The organism is Actinophytocola sp., assembly GCF_045807065.1.
GTDB lineage: Bacteria > Actinomycetota > Actinomycetes > Mycobacteriales > Pseudonocardiaceae > Actinophytocola.
The window spans coordinates 1-14687 of the sequence record NZ_JBJMIE010000638.1 but is presented as its reverse complement, the minus strand read 5'-3'; the positions used below and the strand labels follow the sequence as shown (position 1 = coordinate 14687).

Genomic DNA, 14687 nt, shown 5'->3' with positions numbered 1-14687 from the left:
TCAGCGACCCCGACGGCAACACCCAGCACCAGACCGTCATCCGGGCCTACGCCCTGCGCTGACGAGTGGACCCGCCGGGCGTGCTCCGCCCGGCGGGTCCGCACCCCTCGGTCAGCAGCCGAGCCAGCGCACGGCCTGGCCGTTGAACTGGGCGGTCGAGCCCGCGGCGACCCCGGTGTCGGCGATCGTGCTCACGAACGACCCGGCGGCCAGCGTCGACACGCGGCCGTCGGCGTGCACGATCACACCCCCACCGCCGATGGTTCCCCTGGCGTTCACGGAGATCGAGCCGGACCGCACGGCCTCGTGCATCGTCAAGCCGCCGGTGGCCAGGTTCCACAGCGTCGGCCTGGTCGCGTCGTCCGCCGCGTACACGTCGCCGGCGACCATGCCTCCCTGGATGGCGGCCACCTGGCCGCCGATGCTGCCCGCGGGCACCGGCAGGGCGTGCGGCTTGCCCTTGGCCGGCCACAGGTAGGGCGTGCCGGGCGGGTACGGCGACAGGATGCCGGCCACGGAGCCGTCCTCGTCGATGCCCGAGGCGAGGGCGCCGGTCGAGAGCCCGGCGGGCAGGGGCAGCGCGCGCACGGTGCCGGGCCGGTCCGCGGGCCACACCACCGGCAGCCAGCCGTTGCCGTTGCCGAAGCTGTTGCCGACGACGTCGCCCCGCGAGTTGATCCCGATGGCCTGGACCGAGTCCCCGGCCCGCGGCGCCGGCAGGAACGTGAACTTCCCGTCGCGGTAGATGAACGCGTCGGTGTGGAAGCTCTGGTTGTCGGTCATGCGCTCGCCGACCACCACGCCGTAGCGGTTGACGTCGCGGTAGTCGACCTGGACGCCCGAGATCGACGACGCGTCGATCTCGGCGTACCGGCCGTCCCGCCACACCGCGCCGACCCGCCGGTCCGGGTAGTCCACCTGGCCGACGAGGTAACGACCGGTCAGGTCCCCTCCGTTGACCGAGGAGGTCGCCCCGGCGGGCGTCGGTAGGGGCACCATGCCGCAGACCACCCCGGTGCCCCGTGCGTCCCCGGTCCCGGCCTGCGCGTCCGCCAGCGCGGGCGTCATCGGCATGAGCAGTCCGGCGCCCAGTGCCGCGGCGAGCACCGCGCGCCGCCGCGGTCCGCGGTTGTGCTTCATTTCCATGCGTTTCTCCTTGTTGAGGTGAACCTCGGCCACACCTCCGAGTCTTAACCTTCATGGGGTTGTCCAGCAGGGAGTCGGGGCGGTGGACAACCAATGCGGATCAAACAGGGGGATGTCCGATGGGGAGACCAGAGCGCCCGCTTGACCCGGAAGCGGGTTCGGTGCAGCGGTTCGCGTGGGAGTTGCGCCGGCTGCGGGAGAAGACCGGCTCACCGAGCTACCGACAGCTGTCCCGGCGCGCGCATTTCTCGCCGACCGCGTTGTCGGAAGCGGCCGGGGGCGAGCAGTTCCCGTCGCGGGCCGTCGCCCTGGCCTACGTCAGGGCCTGCGACGGGGACGTGGCGGCATGGGAGGACCGGTGGCGCGCCGTCGCCGCCGAGGTGGCCCCCGGACGCGTCGGCACCGACACCCCGCCGTACCCGGGGTTGGCGGCCTTCCAGCCCGAGGACGCGGCGCGGTTCTTCGGGCGGGAGGCGCTCGTCGCCGAGCTGGTGGACCGCGTGAGCAAGCAGTGGGTCGTGGGCGTGTTCGGGCCGTCGGGGGGCGGCAGGTCGTCGTTGCTGCGTGCCGGGTTGGTGTCGGCCGCGCCGTGGCGGTCGGTGCTGCTGACCCCCACCGCGTTCCCGGCGCGGGAGTGGGCGGAGCGGGTCGTGGACGAGGTCGAGCTGGTGGTGGTGGACCAGTTCGAGGAGGTCTTCACGCTGTGCGTGGACCAGGCCGAGCGGGAGCGGTTCGCGGCCGCCCTGACGGGGTCCGGGAAACGGGTGGTGTTCGCCTGCCGCGCCGACTTCCGCGACCGCTGCGCGCGGCTGCCGGGCCTGGCCGCGGTGCTGCGTGCCGGACAGGTGCGCGTCGAGCCGATGAACGGCGAGGACCTGCGCCGCGTGATCGAGGAGCCGGCGAGGCGGCACGGCCTGCGGGTGGACCCCGACCTGGTGTCGGTGGCGCTGACCGAGGTGCCCGGGCAGGCGGGTGCGTTGTCGTTGCTGTCACACGCGTTGCTGGAGACGTGGCGACGGCGGGAGAACGGCCGGCTGACGCTCGACGGGTACCGCGCCGCCGGCGGCCTGGCCGGCCCCATCGCCACGATGGCCGAACGCGCCTTCACCGCGCTGGCACCCCGCGCTCAGGTGGTGGCCCGCGGCGTGCTGCTGCGGCTGGTGTCCGGCGAGCACGACCCGCGCCGGCGCGCCCCACTGGCCGAGGTGCTGGCCGCGGGCGAGGAAACCGAGACCGCGGCGGTGGTCGAGGCGCTGACCGCCGCCCGGGTCGTGGTGGTCGCCGAGTCGACCGTGGAACTGGCGCACGCGTCGCTGAGCACCGCCTGGCCGCGCCTGCGGGAGTGGGTCACCGCGGACCGCGAGAGCCTGCGCGTCCACCGCGACCTCACCGCTGCCGCCCTGGTGTGGGAGTCCCACGACCGGGACCCCGGCGCCCTGTACCGCGGGGTCCGCCTCGCGGCGGCCACGGCACTCGCCGAGCATCCCGACTGGCCGCTGCTGTCGACACCGGCGGAACGCGAGTTCCTCGGTGCCAGCTCCGAGCAGGAGCGCGGGACCGGACGCCAGCGCACCCGCCAGCTCATCCAGGCGCTCGGCATGCTGCTGGTGGCAGGCCTCGTCCTCGTCGCGGTGGCCACGCACTGGGTCACGTTCGGCGGCGGGCAACCTGCCGCACCGCCACAGAAATGCCAGGTGGTCTGGCCGACCAGCCACGACTCGGCCTGCCGGGTGCCGCTGACCGGCTCCGTGACGGCGCGTGTCAGCTCTTCCGCCGCGCAGGGTTTCCACGCGGAGACAGTCGAATTCTCGGCGACAGGCGGTGGCGAGACGACCCGGGTCCAGAACTAGCGTGGCGCGGCTGGAGCGGTTCACTCGAATGTCCTGTCACTGGGGATGACATTCGACGAGGCCCTCGACGGGCTCGACCGCACCGTCCACACCGACCGGTTGACTCTCCCTCGGTAGGAGAGTTCATCCTGTGCCCCGTGGACGCGGACCTGCTGCCGATCGGGCAGTTCGCCAGGTTGAGCCGGCTGAGCGTGAAGCAGCTGCGGCACTACGCCGAGCTGGGGCTGCTGGTGCCGGCGCACGTGGACGTCGACTCCGGCTATCGCTACTACCGGCGCGACCAGGCAAGGCAGGCGCTGTCGATCGGGTTGCTGCGCTCGCTGGACGTGCCGCTCCCGGTCGTCGCCGCGGTGCTCTCGGGTGCGGCGGGCGTGCTCGACGGCGTGCGCGAGACGCAGGAGGCGGAGCTGGCGCGCCGGCGGCGAACGCTGGCGGCACTGGAACGCATCATGGCCGAGGGCCTGCCGGCCGTGCCGGTGCGGGTGGTCACCGAGCCGGCGCACCCGGTGGTGCTCACCCGCGAGCACGCGGCCGGCCCCGCCGACGTGAGCCGTGCGACGTCGACGGCCATCGCCCGCGTGCTGCGCGAGGGACCCGTGGCCGGCCCGCCGCGGCTGGTCGGCCTGTTCCCGGTCGAGCTGGCCGAGGACGGGTTCGACGTGCGGGCCGCGCTCGTGGTCGACGCCGGCGTCGGTGCCGAGGTGCTGGCGGGCGGTGCGTTCGCGTGCGCCACGCACGTCGGCCCGTACGACCAGATCTCGCTCACCGCCCACGCCGTGTTGGCGTGGTGCGCCGAGCGCGGCCATCCCCTGCGGGGCCCCGTCCGCGAGGTCTACGTGTCCGACCCCGCGTCCACCGAGCCGGACCGGCTCGTCACCCACCTGATGGTTCCCCTGGAGGAATGAATGACCCCGACGATCACCGACAACGGCCCGGTCACCTGCCTGAGTGTCACCGGGATGGGAGAACCCGGCGGCACCGAGCACGTCACCGCGGTCCAGGCCCTGTTCACCGTGGCCGCCGCGCTGGCCGCCGAGCACGGACCGCTGACGGGGCAGTGGTGGGCGGAGGACGAGCGGCCGGCCCTGGCGGTGCCGCGCGAGCGGTGGCGCTGGCACATGCTGCTGCCGCTGGCGTCGGTGCCCGCGGAGGGCGCGGTGGAGCGGGCCCGCGAACAGGTCCGCCGGGCCTGCCGGGCGGCTGACCGGGTCCGCCTGGCCACGGTCACCGAGGGCCGGTGCGTCGAGCTGCCGCACGAGGGCCCGTTCAGCGAGGAACACGTGTCGCTGAAGCTGATGGCGGAGTTCATGGCCGAGCAGGGGCTGGTCGCCAACGGCCCGCACCACGAGATCTACCTGACCCCCTTCGACGACCCGGCGCCACGCGTGGTGCTCCGCCAGCCGGTCCGCCCGGTGTGAGGCGCGCGTAGGCGACGACCTGGCCCGGCTGGTGGCGCCGCGTGCGTTCCCCGCCGAGCGACCGTCACGGTCGCTCGAAGCGGCCCAGCCACGGGAAGTGGTCCCGCGTCGGGTGTTGCGGCCGGGCGGCGGTGAAGTTGGCGGCGTCGTCGACGCTGCCGGTGCCCGTGTACCGGGCGACGAGCGGGTACGGGAACACCGGCCGGGTGCGGACGACGGCGCCGTTCTCGCCGCGCGCGGCGACGACCTTCGTCGGCGCGGCCTGGTTCTCCACCCAGTTCAGCAGCGGGGTGAGCAGGTCGAAGGTGTTCGGCGCGGTGCCGCCGCCGCAGTGCAGGACGCCCGGGAACATGAACAGCCGGGCGAACCGCTGGGTGGCGGCCAGGCCGCCCATGCGGTCCCGCACGGCCTGGTAGTAGGCCACGGTGCCGGTCGGCGGGATGGCCTGGTCCGCCCAGCCGTGCCACAGGATCAGCTTCCCGCCGGCCTGGCGGAACGCCGTCAGGTCCGGGTCGATGGCGTCGTACAGCCCGGCGAGCCGCCGCACGCGGTCGAAGGTCGGCCGGTCGAACGCCAGGTCGTCGAGCGTGAACGAGATCGGCGGGTTGTCCTCGAACGCCAGGTACTTGACCCAGCCGTTGCCGATGCGCCAGGCGGTGGTGGAGCTCTGCGGCGCGCCCGGGCCGGTGGGGACGAACCAGCCGGCCCAGGCGAGTTCGGACCCGTAGGGCTGGCCGCCGGGGTAGAGGTGCTCGCCGCGGCCGGTGACGGCGCCGGAGTAGATCTCGCGCACGACCGCGACCTGCGCGGCGGTGAGGCAGGTCGGGGAGTCGGCGGCGGGGCAGGCGAGGGCCGCGGGGTCGAGGTCGCAGGCGCGTGGATCGTCGAGCTGGCCGTCGACCAGGCCGTCGAGGCCGTCGCAGCGGGCCATGACCGCGTCGTGCAGCGGCCCCAGCTTGCCGGCCGGCAGGATCACGTGGCCGGCGGCGTCGAAGTCGACCCGGGCGAGCCACGGCTGGTTGAAGCTGTTCAGCTCCGTGGTGACCGACGCCGGCGCGCCGGCCAGGATGCCGTCGAAGTCGCGGGGGTACCGCTGCGCCTCGGTCAGGCCCTCGTGGCCGCCCTGCGAGCAGCCGTCGAAGTAGGAGAACCGCGGGCCCTGGCCGTAGAACGCGGCGATCAGCGCCTTGGCCGCGAGCGCGGTGAGGTGGTCGGCCCGCTCGGCGAAGTCGACGCGCAGCCGCGGGTCCGCGCCGAAGTTGCCGTCCGCGCTGCCGCCGCCCACGTGGCCCTGGTTGTCCGAGGCCATGGCGAACGTGCCGTCGGCCACCGGCAGGCAGCCGGCCGCGCCCGCCACGGTGATCGCCAGCGTGCCGCACAGGCCGCCGCAGCCGGTCTGCAGGTAACGCTGCCGGTAGGTCTGGGTCGGCAGTTGTACCTCGAACTGGATCTGCGGGGCGATCACGCCCTTGACGTCGCAGACCGGGTACCCGGCCGCGGCGGTGGCGGGCGCGGCCGAGGTGATGCCGGTGCCGGCCCCCACCCGAGCCGACACGTCCACCCCGGCGAGCGCGCCGCACTCGACGCGCGGGGTCAGGACCGGCAGCTGGACGGCGAGCGGCTCACCGGTGGCGGGTTCGGCCGGCTCGGCCGCCGCCACGAGCGGCAGCGCGGCGAGGACGGCGGCGGCGGGCACGATCTTGAGCAGGCGACGCGACATCGGGCCTCCCGGTGGATGTTCGCTGCGCGAACACACGTCCGCACAGCGGCGGATCCACGCTATGGCGGTGTGCCCAGGAGGTCAACGGGTCCGGCATTGCCTAGGGTGTGCTGGCAGACGCAACCGTTACGGGAGGCGATACTTCGCGATGAGTGACGCGATCAGGGCGGAAACGGTCACCATGACCGGACACGGCGGGGACGAGATCGAGGCGTACCTGGCCCGCCCGTTGGACGGCGGCCCGCGCGGCGGCGTGGTCGTGATCCACCACATGCCCGGCTACGACGAGGCCACGAAGGAGATGGTCCGCACGTTCGCGGCGCACGGCTACGCCGCCCTGTGCCCGAACCTCTACGCGCGGGAGGCACCCGGCGCGAGCCCGGACGACGCGTCGGCGTTCGTGCGGGCGCGGGGCGGGGTGCCGGACGAGCGGCTGGTGGGTGACGTCGACGGCGCCGCGACCTACCTGAGGGCGCTGGACGGCGCGAACGGCAGGATCGGCGTGATCGGCCACTGCTCCGGCGGCCGCCACGCGTTCCTGTCGGCGTGCTCGCTCCGGTTGGACGCCGCCGTGGACTGCTATGGCGCGTTCATCGTGGAGAACGCCCCGGAGGGCCTGCCGAAGGCCTTGACGCCGATCCTGCACCTCGCGCCGGGGCTGTCCTGCCCGCTGCTCGGCCTGTTCGGCAAGGACGACAGGTACCCCGGCCCGGAGCAGGTCGCCACCCTCGACGACGAGCTGACGAAGCTGGGCAAGCCGCACGAGTTCCACAGCTACGACGGTGCCGGCCACGCGTTCTTCGCGGTGGACCGCCCCAGCTACCGGCCGGAGGCCGCGGTGGACGGCTGGCAGAAGATCTTCGACTTCTTCGGCCGCACGCTGAGCTGAGAGGGGGAGCCATGTGCACTTACCAGACCGAGCGCATCGCGATCGACGGCAGCGGCAAGGGCGCGGCCGGCTGGTTCGGCCTGACCAGCGCGCAGGTGTACGTCGACCACCCGGTGCACGCGCCGTACGCGCACACCGTCAACATCGACTTCTCCGACCTGGCCGCCGGTCCGGCCGCCCGGGTGGCCGTCGAGCTGACGGAGGAGGGCGCGCGGGCCCTGGTGGACGCCATCAACGCGGCACTGGCCGCGGCGCCCCCGGGCCTGGCCTCGGCCAACCAGTAGTGGCACGGGCGTCGCCCGGACGGCCTGGCCGTCCGGGCGGCATCTCGCGTCCAGGGCCGCCGCGGTGCGGACCACCGCCGTGGGTGTGTCCGGCGACGGCAGGCTCAGGTCGACGTCGACCACGTGCTACGGCACGCGCACCGGCTCCTTCTCCGCCAGCGAGGTGCGCCCGGCCGGTTGGTCGCGCGGGTCGGCGGCCGCCCACCGCGCGAGGCGTGGTTCCAGCGCCCGGTAGAAGTCGGGGTGCAGCGCCATCGCCGTGTGGCTGCTGCGGATCTCGACGCACTCGGCGTACGGGTCCTGGCACAGGTGCCACGGCGCGATCCTGTCCGAGCGGGAGTACACCGCCAGCGCCGGGACACCGTCGGGCAGCGGGGCGATCAGGGAGGCGGAGTTGGTCCGGTAGCAGGAACCGGTGAAGCAGTCGTCGTTCAACAACCCGGGCAGGCCCACAGTGGACAGGCGGGCGAGGAAACGCGCTACCCGCACCGCGTGCGCGCTGCCGCCGAGCGGGTCGAGCACCGCGCTGCCGGCCATCACCAGCCCCCGCACGAGGTCCGGCCTGCGGGCGGCGGCCAACCGGGCCAGCCAGCCGCCCCGGCTCTGTCCGATGAGGACGACGCGGCGGCCGGTCCGCTCGGCGTGCTCCTCCAGCCGCCGTTCGATGCGGTCCACCAGTTTGGTGGTGCAGCCCAGGTTCAGGCCGATCCCGGCGCCGGCGGGTTGGTAGCCGCGAGCACGCAGCCAGCTGTGTGTGAGTGCGAGGGTGCGGTCGCCGCAGGCGAACCCGGGCACCAGCAGCACACCCAACCCGGCGCCCTGGGCGGACTTCACCTGCCAGGCGGCGTCCCGCAGCAGGCGCGGCACCATGCCGAGCGTCACGACGAGCGTCTGTTCCTGAATTTCGATCTGCCGCAGCAGACCCTGGATACGCGGCATGCCCCGACTCCCTTCACGCGCGGAAGTCGAATACCCCGGCCGGGTAGCTTCGACACCATCGGGTCGGCGCGTTTGGGACGCGGCTGCGGAGGTAATCCGGTTCGGATGGATCTTCACGACCAGTGGTGGCGCGACGCCGTCATCTACGAGATCTACGTGCGCAGCTACGCCGACCGGACGGGGGACGGGGTCGGTGACATCGCCGGCATCCGGTCCAGACTGGACCACCTGCGGGCACTGGGTGTCGACGCGATCTGGGTGACCCCCTGGTACCGCTCGCCCATGGCCGACGGCGGCTACGACGTGGCCGACTACCGGGACATCGACCCCCTGTTCGGCACGCTGGCCGACGCCGAGGCGCTCATCGACGACGTCCACCGCAACGGGATGCGGATCATCGTCGACCTGGTGCCGAACCACACGTCCAACCAGCACCCGTGGTTCCGGGAGGCACTCGACGCCGGCCCGGGCAGCGCCGAGCGCGACCGCTACGTCTTCCGCGCCGGACGGGGCCCCGGCGAGCCGCCCAACGACTGGCGCAGTGTGTTCGGCGGCCCTGCCTGGACCCAGGTCGCCGACGGCGAGTGGTACCTGCACCTGTTCGCCCCGGAGCAGCCGGACCTGAACTGGCGCGACCCGCGGGTGCGCGCGGAGTTCGAGGACATCCTCCGCTTCTGGCTGGACCGCGGCGTCGACGGCTTCCGCATCGACGTGGCGCACGGCCTGGTCAAGGCCGAGGGCCTGCCCGACCTGGGCGGCAGCCGCGAGGACCTGGTGGAACCGCCGGACCGCGGCGACCACCCGCACTGGGACCGTCCCGAGGTGCACGACATCTACCGCGCCTGGCGGCGGATCACCGAGGAGTACGGCCCGGACAGGGTCTTCGTGGCGGAGGCGTGGGTGGACCGGCCCGACCGGCTGGCGCGCTACGTCCGCCCGGACGAGCTGCACACGGCGTTCAACTTCGACTTCCTGCGCTGCGACTGGTCCGCGGAGTCGTTCCGCACGGTGATCGACGCCAACCTCGCCGCACTGGGCGCGGTGGGCGCGCCCGCCACGTGGGTCCTGTCCAACCACGACGTCACCCGGCACGTCACCCGCTACGGCCGTCCACACAGTCGGGGCGCCGGCCCGCTGACCGAGCCGCTGGAACCGGCCGACCTCGCGCTGGGCACCCGCCGCGCCCGCGCCGCGCTGCTGCTGATGCTCGCCCTCCCCGGCAGCGCCTACCTCTACCAGGGCGAGGAACTGGGCCTGGAAGAGGTCGAGGACCTCCCGGCGGACCTCCTGCGGGACCCGACCTGGCACCGCTCCGGCCACACCGTCCGCGGCCGGGACGGCTGCCGCGTCCCCATCCCGTGGGAGGGCGGCACGCCCCCGTTCGGCTTCACGGCACCGGAGGTCGAGCCGTGGCTGCCCCAACCCCCGCACTGGCGCGACCGGACGGCCGCCGCGGAGCAGACCGCCACGGCGTCGATGCTCACCCTCTACCGGGAAGCACTGAGGATCCGCCACCAGCACAAGTCCCTGGGCGACGGCGACCTGACCTGGCTGGACACCGACACACCACCCGAGGTACTGCTCTTCCGCCGCAACCCGGACCTGCTGTGCGCGGTGAACCTGGGCCCGACCCCGTGGCGGCTGCCGGAACACAGCGAGGTCCTACTGGCGAGCACCCCGGTCGACAACGCGACGCTGCCACCGGACGCCGCGGTGTGGCTGGCGAGCTAGCCTCAGACGACTTTTGCGCCATTCAGACCAACTTTCGACTGGTTCCAGCGAAAGTCTTGTCTGGAACTGACATCTCCAGTACGTCTTGAACAGGACCGCACAGAAGCGGTCATGTTCACACGCGTAGAGGTGCCGATGTCGTCTCGTCTCGCGCTCGCTGGTCTGGTCAGCGCCGCCCTGCTCGTCCCCGCCGCGCCGGTCGCCCACGCCGCGCCGGTCGCACCCGCGACCGCGGCGTCGCCGGCGGACTGGACCGTCACCGGACCGGGGCGGGAGCTGACCGCGCACGTGAACCTCGCCCCGGACGGTGGGCTCACGCTCGAGGTGGACCGGCGCGGCCGGCAGGTGCTCGCGCCCGCGCCGCTCGGCCTGCGCACCGAGGGCGCCGACCTGTCCCACGGGCTGCGTTTCGCCGGCACCAGGAGCCGCACGGTCGTCGAGCACTACACGATGACCACCGGCAAGCGCCGGGACCGCACGGCCAGGATGACCGAGCGGCGCCTGTCGTTCACCGCGGACGGTGGCGCGCGGCTGGACGTCGTGGTGCGGGTCGCGCCGGACGGGGTCGCCTACCGCTACGAGCTGCCCCGGGACGCGGTGATCACCACCGAGGCCTCCGCGTTCACCCTCCCCGCCGCCGCGCCGGCCTGGCTGCTGCCGTACAACTCCTACTACGAGGCCAACCGGGTCACCACCACCGCCGGCGGCGCCGGCGCGGGCGACTACGGCAACCCGTCGCTGTTCCAGGTCGGCGACGCGTTCGCGCTCCTCACCGAGTCCGATGTGGACGGGCGGTACTCCGGCAGCAGGCTGCGGCACGACGCCGGCACCAGCACCTACCGGGTCGTGCTCGCGGACGACCGGGTCACCGCCCGGAGCACGCCGTGGCGCACCGCGATCGTCGGGGACCTGGCGCGCGTCACCGAGTCCACGCTCGTCGACGACCTGGCGACGCCGGCGAAGTTCACCGACACGTCGTGGATCCACACCGGCAAGGTCGCGTGGTCGTGGTTGTCGGAGCACTCGAGCCCGTCGGACTTCGAGCGGCAGAAGGACTACGTGGACTTCGCCGCCCGCAACGGCTGGTCCGCGGTGCTGGTCGACGAGGGCTGGAGCGCGGACTGGGTGCCGGCGCTGGTCCGCTACGCCCGTGCCCGCGGCGTCGAGGTGATCCTGTGGTTCCACTGGACCCGCTTCGACACCGAGGAGGAGCGCAACACGCTGCTGCCGCTGGTGAAGAGCTGGGGCGTGCGCGGCGTGAAGATCGACTTCATGGAGTCCGACACACAGGCGCGCTACCAGTGGTACGACGCGGTGCTGGCCAAGACCGCCCAGCTGCACCTGATGGTGAACTTCCACGGCTCGACCATCCCGCACGGCCTCGCCCGCACGTGGCCGCACCTGATGAGCATGGAGGCCGTGCGTGGCGCGGAGAACTCCCCGCCCGCGGCGAACAACCCGGTGCAGGCGTTCACCCGCAACGTGGTCGGCTCGATGGACTACACCCCCGTCTCGCTCGACGTGGGCACGCACGAGGCGACGATCGCGCACGAGATCGCGCTGCCCGTGGTGTACGAGTCGGGGTGGACCCACTTCGCCGACAAGCCGGAGGCCTACGAGCACTACCCGCAGGCGCTGCGGTTCCTGGACCAGCTGCCGTCCGGCTGGGACGAGACCCGTTACGTGGCAGGGCATCCCAGCAGCGGTGCGGTGCTGGCCCGGCGCGCCGGCGACCGCTGGTTCCTCGGCGCCATCTCCACCGGCCCCGCCCGCGCGGTGACCGCGCCGCTGCGTTTCCTCGGCGGTGGTGAGTGGACGGTGGAGCTGGTGCGCGACGGTTCGCCCGACCAGCGCGGGGACGTGGTGTGGTCGCGGCAGCGGGTGCGCGCGGGAGACACCCTGTCGGTGGACGTCCCGGCCAACGGCGGCTTCGCGGCGATCCTCTGCCGGGGGACGTGTGCGCGGCCGCTGCCGGCGGTGCCCGCGTCGTCGGTAACGGTGACACCATCCGCGGTGGACGCCGAAGCGGGCTCGACGTTCGAGGTGACCGGCACGTTCACGGTCGCGTCCGGTGTCGCCGCCGACGTCCGGCTCACCGCGGCCGCCCCGGCCGGGTGGTCGGTGCGCGGGCCGGTGGTCACGCGTGGGCGTCTCGGTGCGGGGGAGTCGGTCACCGGCCGCTGGACCGTCCACGTGGGACAGTCCAAGGGGTACGTCGACGTGCCGGTGTTCGCGGAGTTCCGGGCGCCGTCGGGGCTGTGGTCGCGGCGGGTGCACGTCGAGGAGGCCGCGCGGGTGTTCGTGCCACCGCCCCCGCTGACCGGCACGCCCTACCTGAGCGACCTGGAGTTCGTGAGCGAGACGAACGGCTGGGGGCCGGTGGAGCGGGACAGCTCGGTCGGCGAGTCCGACGCGGGTGACGGCAACCCGCTCACGATCGGCGGCGTGCCCTACGAGAAGGGCCTGGGCACGCACGCGCCCGCGGAGCTCCAGGTCTACCTGGGCGGGCGGTGCACGGCCGTCACGGCGGCGGTCGGCGTGGACGACGAGGTCACCCAGCCCGGCTCGGTCGTGTTCCAGGTGCTCGCCGACGACGCGGTGGTCTTCGACAGCGGCGTGGTCCGCTCGGGTCCCGCGCGACCGCTCGCCGCGGACGTGTCGGGTGCCCGAATGCTGACGCTGCGGGTCACCGACGGCGGCGACGGCAAGAACTTCGACCACGCCGACTGGGCCGACGCCCGCCTCGACTGCCGATCATGACGACGGCCATCGCGAAATCATCCTATTTCGGGCCTCCGGGAAATTCATGAAGAAATAGTGTGCCCGACCGCAACGTTGTCAACCCGCCCGGCGACCCTCCTTGGTGCGAAAGGAAATCTGCATTCCGGAGGGTAAATGACCAAGTTCACCCGCTCGCGGCAGTTGACCCGTATCGCGGCCCCATTGGCGATTTTCCTGGTTGTGCTGCAGGTCAACGAGTCGTCGGCGACGTCCGCGGCGGAGGAGGAAACCGTCTCCGGGGCCTGCGGCAGCACCATGGGTGTGGCCGCGCCGCCCGCCGACGCCGTGGTCGTCGACCCCGGCACCGACCTGTCGGCCCTGACCCGGACGAGCCCCGCCGGCACGACGTTCTGGCTGAGCCCGGGCACGCACACGCTGGTGCGGGACCGGTTCGGGCAGGTGATCCCGAAGGACGGCGACACCTACCTCGGCGCGCCCGGCGCCGTGCTGGACGGTGGCGGGATCAACCAGGCGGCGTTCACCCAGCTGGCGGCCGACGTGGTGATCCGGGGCCTCACCATCCGCGGGTTCGTCGCCCCGCAGAACCAGGGCGTGGTCAACCACGACTCGGGACCGAACTGGGTGATCGAGGACAACACCATCGAGAACAACGGGGGCGCCGCGATGATGGCCGGGAACGGCCAGCACATCATCGGGAACTGTCTGCGTGACAACGGTCAGTACGGCATCAACGCCTACCGCCCCGGCGGCCTCGCCGACCTGGTCATCGAGGACAACGAGATCGCCGGGAACAACACGGACGACTGGGAGACCCAGGTCCCGGGCTGCGGCTGCAGCGGCGGCGCGAAGTTCTGGGCCGTCGACGGCGCGGACATCCGCGGCAACTGGGTGCATCACAACCACGGCGCCGGCATCTGGGCCGACACGAACAACAACGACTTCGTCATCGAGGACAACATCATCGAGGACAACGACTCGGAGGCCCTGTTCTACGAGCTGTCCTACAACCTGGTGGTGAGCGGCAACACCTTCCGCCGCAACGCGTTGCCCTACGGCAGGCGGCGCGCCGAACTCGGCGACAACTTCCCGGTGGCCGCCATCTACATCAGCGAGTCGGGTGGCGAACCGCGAGTCCCCGCCCGGACCGACATGATCGACATCCGGGGCAACATGTTCTCCGACAACTGGTCGGGCATCACGTTGTGGGAGAACGCGGACCGCTTCTGCGACAGCCCGGCCAACACCTCGTCCCAGTCCTGCACGCTCCTGGCCCCGTCGGTCCAGACCTGTGCTCCGCCGGACATCGCGCAGCGGCCGCTGTACGACGACTGCCGCTGGCGGACCAAGCGCGTCTCGGTGCGCGACAACACCTTCGAGTTCGACTCGGAAACCCCGGGCTGCCGCGCCCTGTGCGGACGGATGGCCGTCCTGTCGAACTACGGCACCTACCCCGACTGGTCCCCGTACAAGGCCTGGGCCGTCGCCGACGCGATCACCTTCTCGCAGGAGAACCACTGGTCCGACAACAAGTACTACGGCCCGTGGACCTTCGTGGCACACGACCCGTCCCGCTCGCTGTCGATCGCGCAGTGGCAGGCGGCCCCCTATGGCCAGGACACCTGCAGCACCTTCGACAACTCCCCGGACTGCGGTGACTGACCACACCCGGAACGCCCCCTCGTGACAGCCCTTCACCAGTCCGACCGAGTAGGTTCGGGCTGGTGAAAGGCTGTCGCCAGGTCGAGTTCGGGCTGCTCGGCCCAACCGCACGCTGACCATCGCCCACGCGGAGGCCCTGACGGCGGCGGTCGCCATCGGCAGCGGCACCCCGCGGATGGCGGCGCTGTCCGCCTGGCGGCCCAGGCGCTGACCCTGGCCCGCGATGCCGACCACCGCATGATCGAGGGCCAGGCACGCACCGCGCCGGCGGCCGCCCTGGCCGCCGGCGACCCGGAGCGCGCCGCGTCG

The 14687-nt window shown here is 72.8% G+C and carries 11 protein-coding genes; 8 read left to right on the top strand and 3 right to left on the bottom strand.

Going from position 1 to position 14687, the window contains the following annotated elements:
* Positions 1-111: 111 nt before the first annotated feature.
* The gene (locus ACJ73U_RS37165) at positions 112-1146 is read right to left on the bottom strand and encodes a hypothetical protein (RefSeq protein WP_407782447.1); all 1035 of its coding nucleotides are present in this window, start codon (positions 1144-1146) and stop codon (positions 112-114) included.
* 119 nt (positions 1147-1265) lie between these two features.
* On the opposite strand from ACJ73U_RS37165, the gene ACJ73U_RS37160 reads away from it, so the two are divergent.
* From ACJ73U_RS37160 to ACJ73U_RS37150, 3 genes are all read left to right on the top strand, one after another.
* Positions 1266-2996, top strand: coding sequence for a hypothetical protein (locus tag ACJ73U_RS37160; protein ID WP_407782446.1), 1731 nt, complete (start codon positions 1266-1268; stop codon positions 2994-2996).
* A 137-nt stretch (positions 2997-3133) separates the two neighbouring features.
* On the top strand, positions 3134-3901 hold the full coding sequence (locus tag ACJ73U_RS37155; RefSeq protein ID WP_407782445.1) for a MerR family transcriptional regulator: 768 nt from the start codon (positions 3134-3136) through the stop codon (positions 3899-3901).
* Positions 3902-4414, top strand: coding sequence for a hypothetical protein (locus tag ACJ73U_RS37150; RefSeq protein ID WP_407782444.1), 513 nt, complete (start codon positions 3902-3904; stop codon positions 4412-4414).
* 64 nt (positions 4415-4478) lie between these two features.
* Here the strand turns inward: ACJ73U_RS37150 and ACJ73U_RS37145 are convergent, their stop codons facing one another.
* A complete protein-coding gene (locus ACJ73U_RS37145; protein ID WP_407782443.1) occupies positions 4479-6134 on the bottom strand; it encodes a tannase/feruloyl esterase family alpha/beta hydrolase in 1656 nt (551 codons plus the stop codon).
* Positions 6135-6282: 148 nt separating this feature from the next.
* On the opposite strand from ACJ73U_RS37145, the gene ACJ73U_RS37140 reads away from it, so the two are divergent.
* Together ACJ73U_RS37140 and ACJ73U_RS37135 are read left to right on the top strand one after the other, a co-directional pair.
* The gene (locus ACJ73U_RS37140) at positions 6283-7023 is read left to right on the top strand and encodes a dienelactone hydrolase family protein (protein ID WP_407782442.1); all 741 of its coding nucleotides are present in this window, start codon (positions 6283-6285) and stop codon (positions 7021-7023) included.
* An 11-nt stretch (positions 7024-7034) separates the two neighbouring features.
* A complete protein-coding gene (locus ACJ73U_RS37135; RefSeq protein ID WP_407782441.1) occupies positions 7035-7307 on the top strand; it encodes a DUF6295 family protein in 273 nt (90 codons plus the stop codon).
* Between the two features lie 126 nt (positions 7308-7433).
* Here the strand turns inward: ACJ73U_RS37135 and ACJ73U_RS37130 are convergent, their stop codons facing one another.
* Positions 7434-8246, bottom strand: a complete 813-nt coding sequence (locus ACJ73U_RS37130; protein WP_407782440.1) for an alpha/beta hydrolase — start codon at positions 8244-8246, stop codon at positions 7434-7436.
* A gap of 105 nt (positions 8247-8351) precedes the next feature.
* Between ACJ73U_RS37130 and ACJ73U_RS37125 the strand changes: the two genes are divergently transcribed.
* The 3 genes from ACJ73U_RS37125 to ACJ73U_RS37115 all read left to right on the top strand — a co-directional run bounded on the left by ACJ73U_RS37125 (position 8352) and on the right by ACJ73U_RS37115 (position 14378).
* The gene (locus tag ACJ73U_RS37125) at positions 8352-9977 is read left to right on the top strand and encodes a glycoside hydrolase family 13 protein (protein ID WP_407782439.1); all 1626 of its coding nucleotides are present in this window, start codon (positions 8352-8354) and stop codon (positions 9975-9977) included.
* Positions 9978-10088: 111 nt separating this feature from the next.
* Positions 10089-12737: a glycoside hydrolase family 97 catalytic domain-containing protein gene (locus ACJ73U_RS37120; RefSeq protein ID WP_407782438.1), complete on the top strand. Its 2649-nt coding sequence runs from the start codon at positions 10089-10091 to the stop codon at positions 12735-12737.
* 135 nt (positions 12738-12872) lie between these two features.
* Positions 12873-14378 carry a right-handed parallel beta-helix repeat-containing protein gene (locus ACJ73U_RS37115; RefSeq protein WP_407782437.1) on the top strand — a complete coding sequence of 502 codons (1506 nt, stop codon included), beginning with the start codon at positions 12873-12875 and terminating at the stop codon, positions 14376-14378.
* Positions 14379-14687: the final 309 nt, after the last annotated feature.

Bases quoted from the DNA above. Each gene is read 5' to 3' on its own strand.
- ACJ73U_RS37140 (WP_407782442.1), top strand. From the start codon at position 6,283: ATGAGTGACGCGATCAGGGCGGAAACGGTCACCATGACCGGACACGGC.
- ACJ73U_RS37150 (WP_407782444.1), top strand. From the start codon at position 3,902: ATGACCCCGACGATCACCGACAACGGCCCGGTCACCTGCCTGAGTGTC.
- ACJ73U_RS37160 (WP_407782446.1), top strand. From the start codon at position 1,266: ATGGGGAGACCAGAGCGCCCGCTTGACCCGGAAGCGGGTTCGGTGCAG.
- ACJ73U_RS37135 (WP_407782441.1), top strand. From the start codon at position 7,035: ATGTGCACTTACCAGACCGAGCGCATCGCGATCGACGGCAGCGGCAAG.
- ACJ73U_RS37145 (WP_407782443.1), bottom strand. From the start codon at position 6,134: ATGTCGCGTCGCCTGCTCAAGATCGTGCCCGCCGCCGCCGTCCTCGCC.
- ACJ73U_RS37115 (WP_407782437.1), top strand. From the start codon at position 12,873: ATGACCAAGTTCACCCGCTCGCGGCAGTTGACCCGTATCGCGGCCCCA.
- ACJ73U_RS37125 (WP_407782439.1), top strand. From the start codon at position 8,352: ATGGATCTTCACGACCAGTGGTGGCGCGACGCCGTCATCTACGAGATC.
- ACJ73U_RS37130 (WP_407782440.1), bottom strand. From the start codon at position 8,246: ATGCCGCGTATCCAGGGTCTGCTGCGGCAGATCGAAATTCAGGAACAG.
- ACJ73U_RS37165 (WP_407782447.1), bottom strand. From the start codon at position 1,146: ATGGAAATGAAGCACAACCGCGGACCGCGGCGGCGCGCGGTGCTCGCC.
- ACJ73U_RS37120 (WP_407782438.1), top strand. From the start codon at position 10,089: ATGTTCACACGCGTAGAGGTGCCGATGTCGTCTCGTCTCGCGCTCGCT.